This window comes from Vibrio sp. SCSIO 43135, from assembly GCF_023716665.1.
Taxonomy (GTDB): domain Bacteria; phylum Pseudomonadota; class Gammaproteobacteria; order Enterobacterales; family Vibrionaceae; genus Vibrio; species Vibrio paucivorans.
Window position 1 is genome coordinate 425,220 of sequence record NZ_CP071859.1, and the last position, 17,346, is coordinate 442,565.

General features: G+C 45.1%; 14 protein-coding genes. 8 read left to right on the top strand and 6 right to left on the bottom strand.

All coding sequences use genetic code 11. From position 1 onward, the window contains the following. The first annotated feature begins 40 nt into the window (after positions 1-40). Positions 41-1,117, top strand: a complete 1,077-nt coding sequence (gene fbaA, locus J4N42_RS02040) for a class II fructose-bisphosphate aldolase (protein WP_252029364.1) — start codon at positions 41-43, stop codon at positions 1,115-1,117. 324 nt (positions 1,118-1,441) lie between these two features. Then, positions 1,442-2,308: a small-conductance mechanosensitive channel MscS gene (gene mscS / locus J4N42_RS02045; RefSeq protein WP_252029366.1), complete on the top strand. Its 867-nt coding sequence runs from the start codon at positions 1,442-1,444 to the stop codon at positions 2,306-2,308. A gap of 93 nt (positions 2,309-2,401) precedes the next feature. On the opposite strand, the gene J4N42_RS02050 is transcribed toward mscS, so the two are convergent. Both J4N42_RS02050 and J4N42_RS02055 read right to left on the bottom strand, forming a co-directional pair. Next, positions 2,402-2,884: a YbaK/EbsC family protein gene (locus tag J4N42_RS02050; protein WP_252029368.1), complete on the bottom strand. Its 483-nt coding sequence runs from the start codon at positions 2,882-2,884 to the stop codon at positions 2,402-2,404. A 6-nt stretch (positions 2,885-2,890) separates the two neighbouring features. Then, positions 2,891-3,520: a LysE/ArgO family amino acid transporter gene (locus tag J4N42_RS02055; RefSeq protein ID WP_252029370.1), complete on the bottom strand. Its 630-nt coding sequence runs from the start codon at positions 3,518-3,520 to the stop codon at positions 2,891-2,893. A gap of 113 nt (positions 3,521-3,633) precedes the next feature. Between J4N42_RS02055 and J4N42_RS02060 the strand changes: the two genes are divergently transcribed. From J4N42_RS02060 to J4N42_RS02070, 3 genes are all read left to right on the top strand, one after another. Further along, entirely contained in the window at positions 3,634-4,530 is an 897-nt protein-coding gene (locus tag J4N42_RS02060) for a LysR family transcriptional regulator ArgP (RefSeq protein WP_252029372.1), read from the top strand. A gap of 118 nt (positions 4,531-4,648) precedes the next feature. Continuing rightward, the gene (locus J4N42_RS02065) at positions 4,649-5,341 is read left to right on the top strand and encodes an oxidative stress defense protein (protein WP_252029374.1); all 693 of its coding nucleotides are present in this window, start codon (positions 4,649-4,651) and stop codon (positions 5,339-5,341) included. A gap of 113 nt (positions 5,342-5,454) precedes the next feature. After that, the gene (locus J4N42_RS02070; RefSeq protein WP_252029376.1) at positions 5,455-7,335 is read left to right on the top strand and encodes a sensor domain-containing diguanylate cyclase; all 1,881 of its coding nucleotides are present in this window, start codon (positions 5,455-5,457) and stop codon (positions 7,333-7,335) included. A 37-nt stretch (positions 7,336-7,372) separates the two neighbouring features. Here the strand turns inward: J4N42_RS02070 and J4N42_RS02075 are convergent, their stop codons facing one another. Next, positions 7,373-8,029 (bottom strand): GntR family transcriptional regulator, encoded by a 657-nt coding sequence (locus J4N42_RS02075; protein ID WP_252029378.1) that lies wholly within the window; start codon positions 8,027-8,029, stop codon positions 7,373-7,375. A 139-nt stretch (positions 8,030-8,168) separates the two neighbouring features. Further along, entirely contained in the window at positions 8,169-9,581 is a 1,413-nt protein-coding gene (gene pykF, locus J4N42_RS02080; RefSeq protein WP_252029379.1) for a pyruvate kinase PykF, read from the bottom strand. A 428-nt stretch (positions 9,582-10,009) separates the two neighbouring features. On the opposite strand from pykF, the gene J4N42_RS02085 reads away from it, so the two are divergent. From J4N42_RS02085 to J4N42_RS02095, 3 genes are all read left to right on the top strand, one after another. Next, on the top strand, positions 10,010-10,771 hold the full coding sequence (locus tag J4N42_RS02085; protein ID WP_252029381.1) for a DeoR/GlpR family DNA-binding transcription regulator: 762 nt from the start codon (positions 10,010-10,012) through the stop codon (positions 10,769-10,771). Between the two features lie 105 nt (positions 10,772-10,876). Then, positions 10,877-12,709, top strand: coding sequence for a glutamine--fructose-6-phosphate transaminase (isomerizing) (glmS, locus tag J4N42_RS02090; RefSeq protein ID WP_252029383.1), 1,833 nt, complete (start codon positions 10,877-10,879; stop codon positions 12,707-12,709). A 499-nt stretch (positions 12,710-13,208) separates the two neighbouring features. Next, complete coding sequence (locus J4N42_RS02095) at positions 13,209-16,013, top strand: methyl-accepting chemotaxis protein (protein ID WP_252029385.1); 2,805 nt, start codon at positions 13,209-13,211, stop codon at positions 16,011-16,013. 66 nt (positions 16,014-16,079) lie between these two features. On the opposite strand, the gene J4N42_RS02100 is transcribed toward J4N42_RS02095, so the two are convergent. Continuing rightward, a complete protein-coding gene (locus J4N42_RS02100) occupies positions 16,080-16,721 on the bottom strand; it encodes an HAD family hydrolase (RefSeq protein WP_252029388.1) in 642 nt (213 codons plus the stop codon). A 43-nt stretch (positions 16,722-16,764) separates the two neighbouring features. Further along, entirely contained in the window at positions 16,765-17,295 is a 531-nt protein-coding gene (locus J4N42_RS02105; RefSeq protein ID WP_252029390.1) for an MltR family transcriptional regulator, read from the bottom strand. Positions 17,296-17,346: the final 51 nt, after the last annotated feature.

The window sequence follows — 17,346 nt, forward strand, 5'->3', positions numbered from 1 at the left end:
CGACACTTTTTCTAAATGACGGTTAAATAGGATTAAATCCATGTCTAAGATCTTCGATTTCGTAAAACCAGGTGTTATCTCTGGTGATGACGTACAGAAAGTATTTGAAGTAGCTAAGGAAAACAACTTCGCACTTCCTGCAGTAAACGTTGTAGGTACTGACTCTGTAAACGCAGTACTAGAAGCAGCAGCTAAAGTTAAATCTCCAGTTGTTGTTCAGTTCTCTAACGGCGGCGCAGCTTTCTTCGCTGGTAAAGGCGTTAAACTTGAAGGTCAAGGTGCTCAAATCCTTGGTGCTGTAGCTGGTGCTAAATACGTTCACGCTGTAGCTGAAGCTTACGGTGTTCCAGTTATCCTGCATACTGACCACGCTGCTAAGAAACTACTTCCTTGGATCGACGGTCTACTAGACGCTGGTGAAGAGTTCTTCGCTCAAACTGGTAAGCCTCTATTCTCTTCTCACATGCTAGACCTTTCTGAAGAGTCTCTAGAAGAGAACATCGAAACATGTGCTAAGTACCTAGAGCGCATGGCTAAAATGAACATGACAATCGAGATTGAACTTGGTTGTACTGGTGGTGAAGAAGACGGCGTAGATAACTCTCACATGGACGCATCTGAGCTTTACACTTCTCCAGAAGACGTTGCTTACGCATACGAGAAACTAAACGCTGTTAGCCCACGTTTCACTATCGCTGCATCTTTCGGTAACGTACACGGTGTATACAAGCCAGGTAACGTTGTACTAACTCCAACTATCCTACGTGACTCTCAAGCATACTGTGCAGAGAAGTTCGGTATTGCACCTAACGCTCTAAACTTTGTATTCCACGGTGGTTCTGGTTCTACTGAAGCAGAAATCCAAGAGTCTATCGGCTACGGTGTTATCAAAATGAACATCGATACTGATACACAGTGGGCTACTTGGGATGGTATCCGTGCATACGAAGCGGAAAACCGCGATTACCTACAAGGTCAAATCGGTAACCCAACTGGTGAAGATGCACCAAACAAGAAGTACTACGATCCACGCGTATGGCTACGTGCTGGTCAAGCTTCTATGGTTGCTCGTCTTGAGAAAGCATTCGCTGACCTTAACGCAGTAGACGTACTATAATTCGTCTTTACTAAGTTAACGAAAAGCCCGCTCTTCGAGCGGGCTTTTTTGTGCGTGTAACCCAAGCTTTATTCCTATCTTGTCTTATCTTTGTGGATGAATGGAAAAATCTCGCATAATCTAAAAGGTGGCGATGTAAGAATAGTCTGATAACTGATTGTTTTAACAGCTTTTGCAAAAACCTGACTTTGAAAAAAGTAACGATTGATATATCGTGCCGAAAAACTGACACATGTTCAGGAAATTGATATGCTCGTTACTGTTCATAGGACTTTGACGGCAGCTAGATTCATAGCAGCATTTATTTTTTAGAGGATACGCGTTATGGCAAACGAATCGACGACGATCGAAACACCATTGGTTGATGGGTTAGAACAAGCTGAACATTGGCTCAGCAATAATTCGGATCTATTGATTCAGTACGGTGTGAATATTTTATCTGCATTACTGATTCTATTTATCGGTAACATCATTGTAAAAGCAGTCGCTAACAGCGTTTCTAAAGTTCTTGAAAAGAAAAATATGGATAAAGCGGTTATCGAATTTATCCATGGTTTAGTGCGTTACCTGCTATTTGTTATTGTATTGATTGCCGCTCTAGGGCGTGTTGGTGTTCAGACTGCATCTGTGGTTGCGGTTATTGGTGCCGCTGGTTTAGCCGTTGGCTTGGCACTACAAGGTTCATTGTCTAACTTTGCAGCTGGTGTATTGATTGTGGCATTCCGCCCATTCAAATCAGGTGACTACGTAGAAATTGGCGGTGTTGCTGGTAGCGTAGAGTCTATTCAAATCTTCCAAACGGTCTTAACGACTCCTGATAACAAGATGGTCGTTGTACCGAATGGTAGTGTGATTGGTAGCCCAATTACTAACTACTCACGTCACGAGACGCGTCGTATTGATTTGATGATTGGCGTTTCTTACGGCGCTGATTTGCAGAAAACAAAAGAACTGTTAACTAAGATCTGTGAATCTGACGAGCGTGTTCTACAAGAGCCAGGAGTACAAGTTGGTGTGCATACCTTGGCAGACTCTTCGGTAAACTTTGTGGTTCGCCCTTGGGTGAAAACAGCGGATTACTGGGATACCTACTTTGACTTGATGCAGGCAATTAAAGAAGGCCTAGACAATGAAGGCATTGAAATCCCATTCCCACAAATGGATGTTCATTTAAATAAAGTTGAAGCGTAATCGAAGTATTATGCTGTGACAGAAAAAGCGAGGCATTTAGCCTCGCTTTTTTAATGTCTGCCACTATTCAATCTATTCGCACATAGGGGGCCGCTACATCTCGATAACCGGATTATCGATTTCAGCCAGTAGTGTAGGTAGTGCTTGTCCAGCAAAGCCAAAGGTAACTTCCGGATGCCCAGGTGTATAAAGGATTTCCTGGCAGGTGTATAACCTTGTATCTACAACGATAGGGATATCGCTTGATAGCGCAAAGGGGCTGACGGCTCCTGGTACGCAGCCTGTCTGCTCAATCATTTCGTCATCACTGCAAATTGATGGTCGCTTACCTAGCAACGTCTTCAGTGCTTTTGCATCAAAGCGAGTATCTTTGTCGGTTAAGTACAGCGCGTAACCAGTGCCTTTTAGTTTCAAGAATAGGCTTTTGCTGTGTGTTCCTGTCCAGCCAAGTCGCTCTGCCACCAACACATCAGTAGCGAAATCAAGGATTGGTTCATGTCGCCACTCTTGAAACGGCACTGATGTTTGCTCAAACAGGCAAATGTTTTTCTGATAAATATGCTCTAACTGGCTCATGATTCCTTACCAATATTGAGTGACGAGTTGATTGGTGAGCACCGCAGCAATGGTAAACATCATCAGTGCGACACCAATATCAATCGCTTGTTTTACTTTCGGTTTAGATAACGTTGGCCCAAGTTTCGCGGCGCCCATCGATAAACTATAGAACCAGACGAAAGACGCTAAGATGGTACCAATCGCGAACGAAATACGCTCTTCACCTTCAAACTGGCCGCCAATCGAACCCAAGATAACCACTGTATCCAAGTACAAATGCGGGTTCAATACCGTCACGGCGAGTGCGCCGAGAATCACGGTTCTCTTACCGCGGGCAATGACCTCGCTGTTGGATTCACTTGCATCAGCCCCCTTAAATGCACTGCGTAGAGATAATGCCCCGTAAACCGATAAAAATGCGATACCCCCTAAGGTAACGCCAGTAAGCAAGACTTCATTCTGCGACAGAATCGCGCCGCCACCAAATATGCCCAGAGAAATAAACAGTGTATCGAGCAAGCTACAAATAGTGGCTGTCGTAAGGTGATGATTACGTTTGATCCCCTGATTCAGAACATAGGCATTCTGCGCTCCGATTGGAATAATCATACTGGCACCTAAACCAAACCCTTGTAGCAAGACCCAAAAACTCACGATACACCTCAATGCTTTGTTCAAATAAGGGCTGAACGATATCGCTTAGTGGTAGATAAGTATAATTAATGATATTAATGTATCATAAGAGATTCTGATTTAAGGGCGGATGGATGAGAGGGTTAGACTACAAATGGTTGGAAGCGTTGGACTCAGTGTTGAGCCAAGGCAGCTTTGAGAAAGCGGCAGAAGAGTTGTTTATTTCGCAGTCTGCAGTGTCCCAACGAATCAAACAACTGGAAAAGTTTCTTGCTCAGCCAGTCCTTATCCGAGAGCAACCACCACGCCCGACTCCAGTCGGTAAAAAGCTGCTGGGTTTAAATCGCCGTGTTCGTTTATTGGAGAGCGAACTGGTACCTGAGCTAATGAACCAAGATACTGAGCGGCCTCTACAGATTTCGATAGCGACCAATGCAGACAGCCTAGCGACTTGGTTGCTCCCCGCTTTACAAGATCTAATGAAAGTGCGAAAGGTTGAACTGAGCTTAGCGGTGTATGGTGAGTCACGCACGATTGAAAAACTTAAAAGTGGTGAAGTTGCAGGGGCTATCAGCTTAGAATCCCAAGCTCTGCCCGGGTGCACGGCCGAGTACTTAGGTCGTATGGACTACATTTGTGTCGCCAGCCCAGAATTTGTCACGCGCTATTTCTCACAGGGTGTGAATGCGGAGTCTTTACGCAAAGCGCCAGCGGTTTCATTTGATCAGCATGATCAACTGCATCATCAATTTCTACGCGAGCGATTTGGTTTACCACGCAATAGCGTGATCAACCATAATTTGGGTAGTTCTGAAGCCTTTGTCAAAGTCGCCGAAGCCGGTGTGGCGTATTGCTTGATCCCCAAATTACAGATCGTTGATGAATTAAACGCTGGGACCTTAGTAGATGTACTTCCCAACTACATGATTTCTCATCAGATGTATTGGCATCACTGGCAGCTTGAAACGGGAGTTTTAAAAGAGATCACACAGTCAATTTTGAACTACGCCCACCAAGTGTTACCTCAGTAGTTCTTCAGTTGCAAAATAGCTATTCAGGTCAAAGTTATGTCAGATTGATCAGAAACTGCTAGTGAACGTAGCTTGGTTGCCTATTATGTACTGGAGTAGATGATTAAGGATGAATTTAATGAGAGCAGTAACCAAGTGGGCAATCGCATTATCGAGCGTTGCCTCATTCAGTGTATTCGCCAACCCATCATTCCCGCATATTGCCACGACAGGCTATGGTGAAGTAGTGGCAAAGCCAGATATGGCAGAGTTTTCAGTCAAGGTTGTAGAAACGACTCTGACCGCAGAGCAGGCAAAACAAACGGTCGATAAAGTGGTTGAAGACTTTCTAGCGAGCCTCAAGAGTAACGGGGTTGAAGCAGACAACTTTACCAGTTCCAACCTGTATCTAACGCCCCAGTATCACTACCCTAAAAAAGGTAAACCGGAACTGGTCGGTTACCGAGCGACGAGAAGTGTTACAGTTGTGGTTGAGGACCTGAGTCAACTGAATCAGTACTTAGATCTCGCGTTAGCTGATGGAATCAACCAAGTGAACAACATTCGCTTGAAAGTGAAAGACGAGGCGAGCTATCAGGAACAAGCTCGTATGGCGGCGATTAAAGATGCCAATCAGAAAGCGAAATCGTTAGCCGAAGGTTTTGAACAAGAGTTGGGGCCGGTGTGGCGAGTTAACTACAATATGCAGAATAACCAACCTGTTTTAATGCGCTCGATGGCCATGGATGCCAAGAGTGAAGCCAGCAGCTATCAGGACTCGACTATCGTAATTCGTGACCGAGTGGACGTAATTTATAAACTAGACAACTAGTTGTCTATCAATCGGTTTAATCCATAGGTAGTGTTGATGAATAAATCACCACTACCTATTTTATAACCGAATGAAGGTGGTATAATCGCCCCGATTTTTGTCTGGGCATATCAATGAAATTTTCTAAAATCCTCACATCGTTATTCATGATATGTCTGGTGTTTAGCTTGATTATTTTCGGCTACTATTATCAGCGCTACACGACTCTCAAACAAGAAAACATCCAACAAAGTGCTAAAGAAGCGTTATTTCAGCTCGCTTACAGTGAGCGAGAGTATCGCAGCTTACGCTCGCAAATGGTCTCTATTGCGAACCTGCTCTCCCACAGCCAAAGTATTTACGATTACTTAATCGCGCCGACTAATGCTAACAAACGCACCCTAGAAGAAGTCTGGTCTTCTATTGCTGTGAACCAGAAGTGGTATACCTCGGTGCGCTTTATTGACACCAAAGGCATGGAAAAGATCAAAGTTAACTATTCTGTGGCTCGTAACATTGCGACACCGGAAGTGATGTTAGAAGACATCAGCCATCGTGATTACTTTAAACATGCTCTGACGCTAGCGGATCGCGAGATAGGATCGTGGGGAATCGATCTTGAGCAAGATCTTGGTGAGTTTGTGATCCCTTATACGCCAACGCTCAGAGTGATGATCCCAGTGACTATGATGGGCCGACGTGCGGGTTATTTGATCATCAACTTAGATGTTTGGTATTTGTCTTCGCGCTTGAACTATTCACCCAACAATGACTTTAGACCTGAAGTGATCAATGAAGAGGGCTTCTATATCGCCAGCCACCACGGTGGCAAGTTGTTTGGTGACTTGATTGAGAGACGACGTGATTTCAATATCGTCAAGCAGTTTCCAGATGCTTGGTTAACCATGAACAATAAGAAAGTTGGCTACGTGGTCGAAGATGACACGCTGGTGGCATTTACTAAGCTTAAATTGTCTGAAAGCCAGTCGCTGCGTTTGATCATTCAAGTTTCTCAGCAGCAATTGAAACAGCGAGCAGCACGAGACGTTAACGACCTATACCAAGAAGCCATTTTCGTGTTCTTGTTAATGCTGTTATTTGCCGTACCGACTACTTCAATGTTGCTGCACTACCATAAACGAAATATCGAGAGTAAATTGGCTCGGGCGGCGCTCAACGGGATGTCAGCGGTGATGATTTCCGATAAGTCCCACCGAGTGGTGATGGTTAATGAAGAATTCTGCAACATGACCGGCTACCGCCCGAACCAAGTAACCAACCGTAATTTGCTCAAGATCTTGTTGGGCGAGCGTAAGATAGAAAAGCTTATCGATGTGCTCGATATCGTTTCTCAGCGTCGTCGTTGGGAAGGTGAACTACGGATTAAAAACGCCTCGGGTGGTGAGTTTACGGTTATTACACGTATTCAGGCGGTGCTGTCTGCTAACAACAAAGTGGATTATTACATTACCTCGTTTGTTGATATTTCTGCGCGAAAAGAACTGGAAGAGCGCTTACGTACGCTCAGTGAAAAAGATGAACTGACGGGGCTGTGGAACCGCAGAAAGTTCGAAAGTGAATTGGTTAAGTCTGCTCAATTAGTAGAGCGTTATGGGGCAGAGCAAGCGATGTGCCTTGCTCTGGTAGATATCGATCACTTCAAGCGCGTGAATGACGAGAAAGGCCACGATGAAGGCGATAGAGTTATCCGTGTGGTAGGTCATACCCTAGCAGAGACGTTACGTAATACTGACTTTATCGCTCGAATTGGTGGGGAAGAGTTCGCGATCATAATGCCTCACACCTCAGTGCAAGAAGCGGCCTTAGTGCTCAATAGAATACGCCAAGCGGTGGAGAAGCATAGTGATTTAACGGTTACTGTGAGCGCAGGCTTTACCGACTTAACTTCAAATAGCAATCGCTCTTATAAATGGGCCGATATCGCGCTGTATGAATCAAAAGACCTAGGGCGAAACTTAGTCTCGCTTCGATTGAGCCAAGAAGAAATTGTATAAAAAAGCCGGGATATCCCGGCTTTTTTACGACTTATATTCATGCAGCAGTAAGGGCTGACTCAATATAACGATGTGCTTTGTTGAGGTGTTTATCCAACAATGCTGTGGCTTGCTCAGTATCTCGTGCTAACACGAGCTTCATGATCATTTCGTGGTCACTGACATCGAATAGGGCCTCGTCGCTATGTCTGTTGATTGCATAATAACGATAGCGAGTGATTTGATTGATGATTTCGCTAAAGAAGCTGTACATATTATGTGCTTTTGCTCCTTCAAGTAGCGCGCAGTGAAATTGGTAGTGGCGCTGTTCCCATTCGCTCTTGTTAAGCTGTTCGGGCGTGTGAGCGACGCGCGCTAACTTATGGAATGAAGTGAGAACATCTAATTCCCAGTTTTCACATCCAGACTTCATCGCTTTGCGAAGTAAGACATCAGAGATTATTTTTAGACTATCAAACAGGTCGTCTAGCTCTTCTTTACACATAGGTGCCACCCAGCAGCCTTTCTGTGGCGCTAATTTGACATACTTAGTCCAAGATAATTGAACCAAAGCTTCACGCACTGGAGAAGCGCCTACGCTGTATCGCTTACTTAACTCTGCGACAACCAGCTTTTGTCCGGGGATGAGGTGACCTTCAAGAATATCTTGGCGGATAAGTTTTGAGACTTTATCAGTTAAGGTTGGGCTAGACACAATTACTGCTCACTTACACTTATTAATAAACGGTATGTTGTACTTTATTTTAAATAATACGCCATACTTATAATTTGAGCAATCAATATATAAAAAAAGAGGGCCGAAGCCCTCTTTTTATATTTAGCAAATGTATGTCTTATAGAACGTGTACAGACGCTGTGTTTGTAGTGCCTGAAGCAACAAGAGCACCAGAAACCATTACTACGATGTCGCCTTTGTTACCTAGGCCACACTCTAGTGCAAGCTCTTTACCTGCTACGTAGAATGCATCTGTGTTCTCGATAGAGTCAACAACCATTGGTGTAACACCTTTAGTAAGAACTAGCTGTGCAGCAGTCTTAGTGTTAGTTGTTAGCGCTAGGATGTTTGCAGTTGGGAAGTACTTACGTACTGAACGTGCAGACTTACCACCTTCAGTTGCAACAACGATAAGTGGAGCAGCTAGCTTTTCAGCAGTGTCTACAGCGCCTTTACATACTGCTTCAGTGATGCGTAGACGTGGGCTGTCTAGGCGAGAACCTAGCTCAGCTTTAAGCGCTGAATCAGTACGGTTCGCGATTTGAGCCATGATAGTTACTGCTTCAACTGGGTACTTACCTTTAGCAGTTTCACCAGAAAGCATTACTGCGTCAGTACCGTCCATTACAGCGTTAGCAACGTCGCCTGCTTCCGCACGAGTAGGACGTGGGTTGTTGATCATAGAATCAAGCATTTGAGTTGCAGTGATAACCATCTTACGTGCACGGTTACACTTCTCGATCATCATCTTCTGAGCGAAGATTACTTCTTCAGCTGGGATTTCAACACCTAGGTCACCACGAGCAACCATGATGCCGTCAGAAAGCTCTAGGATCTCGTCGAAGTTATCAACACCTTCTTGGTTTTCGATCTTAGAGATGATGTGGATGTTCTCGCCGCCGTTTGCTGTTAGCACTTCACGGATTTCTTGAACGTCAGAAGCTTTACGGATGAAAGAAGCGGCAACGAAGTCAACGCCTTGCTCACAGCCAAACTTAAGGTCGTTCTTATCTTTTTCAGATAGAGCAGGTAGGTTTACTGAAACGCCTGGTAGGTTAACACCTTTGTTTTCACCTAGTGCACCGTTGTTTAGAACTTTACATTTAACTTCAGTCTCAGAAGTTGCAAGAACTTCCATCTCGATTAGACCGTCGTCTACTAGGATAGTGTTGCCAACGTTAAGGTCAGCTGCAAAGCCTGCGTAAGTTACCGCTACTTTGTCTTTGTTACCTACAACTGAAATGTCAGTTGTGAAAGTGAATTCTTGACCTGCTACTAGATCAACGTCGTCGCCGTTTTCTAGTTTGATCGTACGGATCTCAGGACCTTTAGTATCTAGAAGGATAGCTAGTTGCTTGCCAGACTCTTCCATTACTTTGCGGAAGTTCGCGATACGAGTGCCGTGCTCTACGTAGTCACCGTGAGAGAAGTTCAGGCGCATTACGTTCATGCCTGCGTTTACTAGTTCAGTTAACTTCTCTACAGATTCAGTTTTAGGGCCAATCGTACATACGATTTTGGTCTTTTTCATGGAAGATACTCTCCGGTAAGTATTGTTACAATTTGAATTTAGTTTCGTTGCTGAAGCGATGTTTGTTGGCGGCATTTTGTGCCTGCCGTTTCACTCTTTAATGAGTCCAACTGCTTTCTTCAGACTTGTAAGTCTTTCATCAAGTTTAGTCATTTTATGACCAACTATTTGCCTGTGACTCTAGGCTTTTTGTGACTTTCACCACTTTAACCGCTGAAAGTTGCAAAAAAGTAACGGTCAATTCTGTAATTTTTTTTCTTTTCGGGGCCGAATTCTACCACCGAATCATTTCAATATCACTGTTTAAGAATTGTCTTAGGACAAGGTTTTAGCGCTAAATATTAATTTTTTGGATCGAAATAAATGGACAAATAAGTTTCGTTGTAACTATACTTTCTTTCGAAACGAAACTTTAAAAAGAAACTTAAATGTCGAAACGAAACACTCAGCTACGAAGACATGCCATTTCCCACCTAGTAAACGATAAAGGGGAAGTCAGCGTTGAAGAATTATCCAATCAATTCGAGACTTCAGAAGTCACAATTAGAAAGGATCTGGCTTCTCTCGAAAAAAATGGTCTGCTACTTCGACGCTATGGAGGCGCGATTGCTTTACCGAAAGAAGTGGTGAGTGATGAATTGGACAAAAAAGTTTCGACTCGAAAGATGTCGCTGGCAAAGACGGCTGCCGGGCTGATTCGCGATCATAACCGTATTGTGATCGATAGTGGCAGCACAACGGCCGCTTTGATCGAGCAGTTAAATCACAAGCGAGGGCTGGTGGTGATGACTAACTCTCTCAATGTCGCGAATGCTCTAAATGAACTTGAGAGTGAACCAACCTTATTGATGACTGGCGGTACATGGGATACGCATTCGGAGTCGTTTCAAGGCCAAGTCGCCGAATCGGTTTTACGATCCTACGACTTTGATCAACTGTTTATTGGTGCCGATGGGATCGATCTTGCTCGAGGAACGACTACATTTAATGAGTTAGTTGGTCTTAGCAAGGTGATGGCAGAAGTATCGCGTGAAGTGGTAGTGATGGTCGAGTCAGAAAAAGTCGGCAGAAAGATCCCGAACCTCGAATTGAGCTGGGATTGCATCGATGTTCTCGTGACTGATGGCGATCTCGCACCAGAATATGTCGAAGAAATTGAATCCAATAACGTCAAAGTGATTCAAGCCTAACGTGCTGTACTAGGTCGAAAGACACAAATCGAGCTCCCTAGCTTTATGGCCTTTGCTTGCTGCCTCTTTAGGGACGCTAAAAATATAATAATTGGAGTGAAAACTATGTGTGGAATCGTAGGTGCAGTTGCACAGCGTGATGTCGCGGAAATTTTAGTTGAAGGGCTACGTCGCCTTGAATATCGCGGCTATGACTCAGCAGGGGTTGCTGTTGTCGATCCGAATTCAAATCTGACCCGAGTGCGCCGTTTAGGTAAAGTTCAAGAGTTGGCAGATGCCGTCGAAGAGCAACATGTTATCGGTGGTACGGGCATTGCTCATACACGTTGGGCGACACACGGTGAGCCTTCAGAAGCCAACGCTCACCCACATATGTCCGGTGACATTGCGGTGGTGCACAATGGCATCATCGAAAACCACGAAGAACTGCGTGAAACGCTGCGTGAGCGTGGCTATGTGTTCCAGTCTCAAACGGATACTGAAGTCATTGCACACTTAGTTGAGTGGGAACTGCGCACGAGCGACTCGTTAGTTGAGGCATTGCAAAAAACGGCAAAGCAGCTTGAAGGTGCCTACGGTACGGTAGCGGTTGATCGCAAAGATCCTAGCCGAATCGTTGTTGCTCGTTCTGGTAGCCCGATCGTGATTGGTTTCGGTGTTGGGGAGAACTTCTTAGCATCGGATCAACTTGCACTGTTGAATGTAACGCGTCGCTTCATGTACCTAGAAGAAGGCGATGTAGCGGAAATCACTCGTCGTGAAGTGAATGTGTTTGACGCTTTGGGTGAGTCTGTAGAGCGTGAGATTATTGAATCAAACGCTGAGCATGACGCCGGTGACAAAGGTAAATACCGCCACTTCATGCAAAAAGAGATTTACGAGCAGCCAACCGCGCTTATCAACACTATGGAAGGGCGTATCAGTGATGATGCTGTGGTCACTGAGACCATTGGTGTTAACGCTGCAGATATCTTAAGCAAAGTAGAACACGTGCAGATTGTGGCGTGTGGTACTTCTTACAATGCAGGTATGACGGCACGTTACTGGTTTGAAGACATTGCTGGCGTGAGCTGTGATGTTGAGATTGCCTCTGAATTCCGCTACCGCAAGTTTGTTACTCGTCCAAACAGCCTGTTAATTACGCTTTCTCAGTCGGGTGAAACGGCCGATACATTAGCGGCGCTTCGCTTGGCAAAAGAAAAAGGCTATATGGCTGCGATGACGATTTGTAATGTCGCTGGCTCTTCGCTGGTTCGTGAATCTGATTTTGCCTTCATGACACGCGCAGGTGTCGAAATTGGTGTGGCATCAACAAAAGCCTTCACTACTCAGCTATCGGCACTTCTAATGCTAGTGACTGCGTTGGGCAAACAGCAAAATCGCGTTTCAGCAGAAAAAGAAAAAGAGATTGTTCAAGCCCTGCATGCGTTGCCAGCACAGATCAACGCTGCACTATCGTTTGAAAAAGACATCGAAGCATTAGCAGAAGACTTTGCCGATAAACACCATACTCTGTTCCTTGGACGTGGTGAGTTCTACCCAATCGCTATGGAAGCGTCGTTAAAACTCAAAGAGATCTCCTATATTCACGCCGAGGCATACGCTGCCGGTGAGCTTAAGCATGGCCCGTTGGCGTTAATTGATGCGGATATGCCTGTGGTTGTGGTGGCACCAAGTAATGAGCTGCTTGAGAAGCTGAAGTCCAACATCGAAGAAGTGCGTGCTCGTGGTGGACTACTGTATGTATTCGCGGACGAAGAAGCCGGCTTTGAAGCTGATGAAACAATGAAGATCATCACTATGCCTCATGTCAGCGATATTACTGCACCTATTTACTACACCATTCCAATGCAGTTGCTGTCTTACTATGTGGCGCTGATCAAAGGAACCGACGTGGATCAACCTCGTAACCTAGCGAAAGCGGTGACGGTTGAGTAATTCGCGATACGTGATAAAAAAGCGGCGCATCAGCGCCGCTTTTTTGTTTACAGGTGTTTATAGCGCTCTTTAGGTTAGCGCTCCCTTCTTAATACTTACGTAGCTGTTTTAGCTGTTTTAGCTGTGTCACTTTTGATTGCAGTTTATGACGTTTATCTGTAGTAGTGCTTACTAATTCAATTTATCTGGTTGATGCTTTGCTGTGTTACTCATAGTGATTTTGGATGTTATGAGAGCGGAATAGTTAGCCTTAATTGATATAAGTGTTTGTAAATTAGGGTGTACAAAAGTCATTTGTTAGAGATGTTACAAAATCTTACCTACGGTTGTTTTCAGCCACTAATCATTGTTTTCTTGACCACTGCTTTTTAGCGGAGTGACGCAAACTTTATTCTTTCTAATTTAGCTTTTTCACGTACTTTAGCGTCAAAAAGCTGAACATTGGAGAGATAAGGCGTCAATATTCCGAATATATAAAATAAAAAAGATAAGGATATGTATGGGCCAGTGGTTAGGTCGTCTCAAACTCTCTCAGTTAATTATTGGGGCGTTAGTTTTTATAGGAGTGGTTCCAGCGGTAATGCTGGGTTTGAATGCAGTGCTGTTAAGCCAGACTGCGCTTACAGAGCGATCTTATGATCAGCTCGATACGGTTCGAAGTATTAAATCGGCGCAGATCAATGCGTTTTTTGATGAGCGACAAGGGGATATGGATGTCCTAGTCGATGTCGCTAATACCCTTCAGCTAGAAGGGTTCCGAAAACTGGAAGCGATTAACCAGTCACAAGCGAATCAAGTGAACGAGTACATCAAGCAGCTAAAGCTTGGGCTGCGCTTATTTGCTGACTCTTACACCACTAAAATGGTGATTCAAGAGTTTGAACGAGCGTTTCAGGCGCAAGGTGGCAGCATAAGTGGACGTCAATGGAGCAGTGTTGCGGAGCGCTACGGTGAAGAAGTGGACCGTTTCCAGCAAAACTTCGGCTGGTACGACGCATTTTTGATTAATACTAATGGTGACATCATTTACACCACCACGCGTGAGCAGGACATCGGGAAAAATGTACGCTCGAGTAATATTGTCGGCACCGGCTTAGAAAAAGCCTTCAGCCGTGCAAAGCAGTCTTCCCAAGTTGAAAGCGTCTATTTTGGTGACTTTAGCCTTTATCACTATTCGAACAACGTGCCTGCGGGCTTTTTTGTCACACCTATTACCAATCAGCAGCAACAAGTGATTGGCTACGCAGCCCTTCAATTCCCAATAGATCGAGTCAATGCCATTACCGGCCAAACCCAAGGTATGGGCGAAACGGGCGAAACCTATCTGATTGGCAGTGATAAATTAATGCGCTCTGACTCTCGATTGGATCCGATTGGTCACTCGGTAGTGGCATCGTTTCAAAATACTACCCGTGTGGAGACAGAGGCAACGGATGAAGTCTTTAAACAGGCTGGGTCGGATATCATCACGGATTACAATGGCAACTTAGTGCTATCGGTATGGCAATCCATTGAGCTGGATGATCAGCACCAGTGGGGCATTATTTCTGAAAAGGACGTTACGGAAGCCTTTGTGCCTAAAGATGATCGAGGCGTTGAGTTCTACCAAAAATACATTGAAAGTTACGGTTACTACGATCTGTTTTTGATCGATCCAAGTGGCGAAGCGTTTTATACCGTGACTAAGGAAGCGGATTACCAAACCAATTTAGTCGATGGTCGCTTTTCATCCAGTAACTTGGGTGAACTAGTGCGAGAAGTACTGAATACAAAGCAGTACGGAATCGTGGATTTTGCACCTTATGCACCGTCTAATGATGCACCAGCGGCGTTTATTGGCAAGCCGATCCTGAATCCTCAGGGTGAGGTGATTATGGTGGTGGCATTGCAATTGTCATTGGATGCCATTAACGCGGTAATGCAGCTACGTGAAGGGATGGGAGAAAGCGGTGAGTCTTATCTTGTTGGTTCAGACTATCGTATGCGCTCTGACTCGTACTTGAGCCCTGAAGCACATTCTGTGACGGCTTCGTTCGGTGGAGATATAGAAAATAACGGCGTTAGAACCCAAGCTACACGTGAAGCATTGGCGGGTAAAACGGGGGCAAACATCATCACGGATTACAACGGAAATCAGGTTCTGTCTTCTTACGCACCGTTAGATATAGGTGACTTCCGTTGGGCTTTAGTGGCCGAAATCGATCAGAGTGAAGCGTTCGTCTCTGTTACCAAGATCCGTAGCAGCATCATCTATTTGATGCTTGGTACGTTGTTTGTCACGGTCGCTCTGGCACTTTATTTGGCCAAGGTGATCAAGAAACCACTCGGTGGTGAACCAAGAGAGATGATGCTATTGGCGCAGCAAGTGGCGAATGGCGATCTGACTTATCAGTTCGATAGTAAAGCGCCTGCTGATAGCTTGTATGGTGCATTGCGTGAAATGTCGGAAAACCTTAAACAGTTGATTGCACATATTTTAGAGGCGAGCCAAAGCCTTGCATCGACGGCGGAAGAAACTTCTGTAGCCAGTGAACAAACGACGCATGCAGTGACGACTCAGCATAGAGAGACCGAGTCTGTAGCTTCAGCAATCGAGCAAATGACGGTATCTATTCAGGAAGTCGCTCGTAGTACTCACGATGTCGCACAAGCATCGATTGTCGCCCGAGATACCAGTACATCGGGTCAGCAGACTTTAGAGAAGGGCGGTGTGGCGCTCAGTAGCTTAGTGCAAGAAGTGTTTGCGGCTAACCAAGACATGAAGACGCTGCAGAAAAAGAGTGACCAGATTGGTCATGTACTGGTAGTGATACAAGAAATTGCTGAGCAGACTAACTTGCTGGCGCTTAATGCTGCGATTGAAGCGGCGCGTGCGGGCGAAGCAGGGCGAGGTTTTGCGGTGGTAGCCGATGAAGTCAGAACTCTGGCACAGCGAACGCAAACGTCAGCGTCGGAAATTCAACAAATGATTTCTTCAGTTCAACAAGCGGCGAACTCGGCGAGCAACAACATGACCCGTTGTGAAGAGCAAGTGCAGATGACAGAGCAGCTGTCTGAACAAACTAAAGCTAACTTCGTCGGTATTCTGGACTCGATTAATCAAATTCACTCCATGATGGAGCAAGTCTCTACTGCTGCTGAAGAGCAGGCTAAGGTGACTGATACAGTGAGTAGCAGCATTACGACTATCAGTGAAATGTCAGTTCAAACCTCTGCCAGTGCAGAACAGCTAGCGGGCGCAAGCCATGAGGTGGCGCAATCAGCAGAAGAGCTGAATGCTCATACCTTACAATTTAAGGTGTAAGCGGAATTCAACCTCTCTAGAAGACAAACAGGCTGCCCACAAGGCAGCCTGTTTTTATTTGTTGAGCTAGCCATCGAGTAAATCGATGACCTTGTCTAGTGATGGCATTACTGTGATGTGTGGTTTGAGCTCTTCCAGTGGTGGAAGTAAATCGGGGATCATTACTGCTTGGCAGGCAGCGGCAAGTGCTGCTTTAATGCCATTGTTGGAGTCTTCCAGCACTAAGCAATGCTCAGCCTGTAAACCTAGCCTTTGATACGCCTGCTGGTAACAGTCCGGTTCGGGTTTTCCTCTATCCACATCTTCAGCGCTAATGACTAGGTCAAATTGGTCGAGATAAGGGGTGGGAGCAAAATTATGCTCAACTTCAGGCTTATGCGAGGAAGTGACAATCGCCGTGGTGAGCTTACGTTGTTTGATTGCGGTGAAAAGTGCATCAAAGCCAGGTTTTAACGCAATCCCTTGTTCACGCAGCTGGTGGAAGTGCTGATTGCGTACCGAGCAAAAGCGTTCCATATCAATTTTTTCGCCAAAGTGATTAGCAAGAATACGTTCACACTCAGGATCTTGCACACCAATAAATTGTTGATAGAACGAGTCTGAAATTGTTAGTCCTTGCTCTTTAGCGGCAAACTGCCAGCTGGTTTTGTAGATTGATTCGGTATCGAAAATTAGACCATCCATATCGAACAGAACGGCTTTAATCATAATGTGTAACTCCTAATTAAGTCAGGAGGCTAACGGACTTTCTTTAGAATGGGCTCTCTTTTGCAAGTTCATTGCAGATATCTACAATCGCCAATGAGAGCCCTGATTTTATTATTTGTTGTTGCCTTTGGAGCTGAAGTTGATAGAACTCAAGATCGGTATCGTCTTCAGGTTCTGTCACCTCCAGTTGCACCATCCCCATCTTTTTGACCAAGTTGAGCTGCTTGATCGGTTGTAAGATGCTTGGATCGGTAAACTCGTAGTCCTCGGCATCATTGGTGAGCTTATTTTTGAGTTTGATGATGCTTTCAATATCGTGATACACATCATCAGGTAAAACGCCTAAGCCATATAGCAGTTTTAATCGAACAGAAAGATCGCCTAGCGGCCCGGAATCTTGTAGCAGTGGACCGACAACAGATTGGACAGCAAAGTTATCCTTACGAAAGATTCTTTGGATAAGCGCATCGATGGATTCGTTGAATACGTCGACTGCCGCAATAAAGAAACCTCGTACCGAAGGTGCGCTGTTTAATCGCTCGATGATCTCGGTTTCGTTGATGTGATTTGCCATAAACTGATTCGAATATTCTTATTATTAACGGGGAGCTTAAGCTCCCCGCAG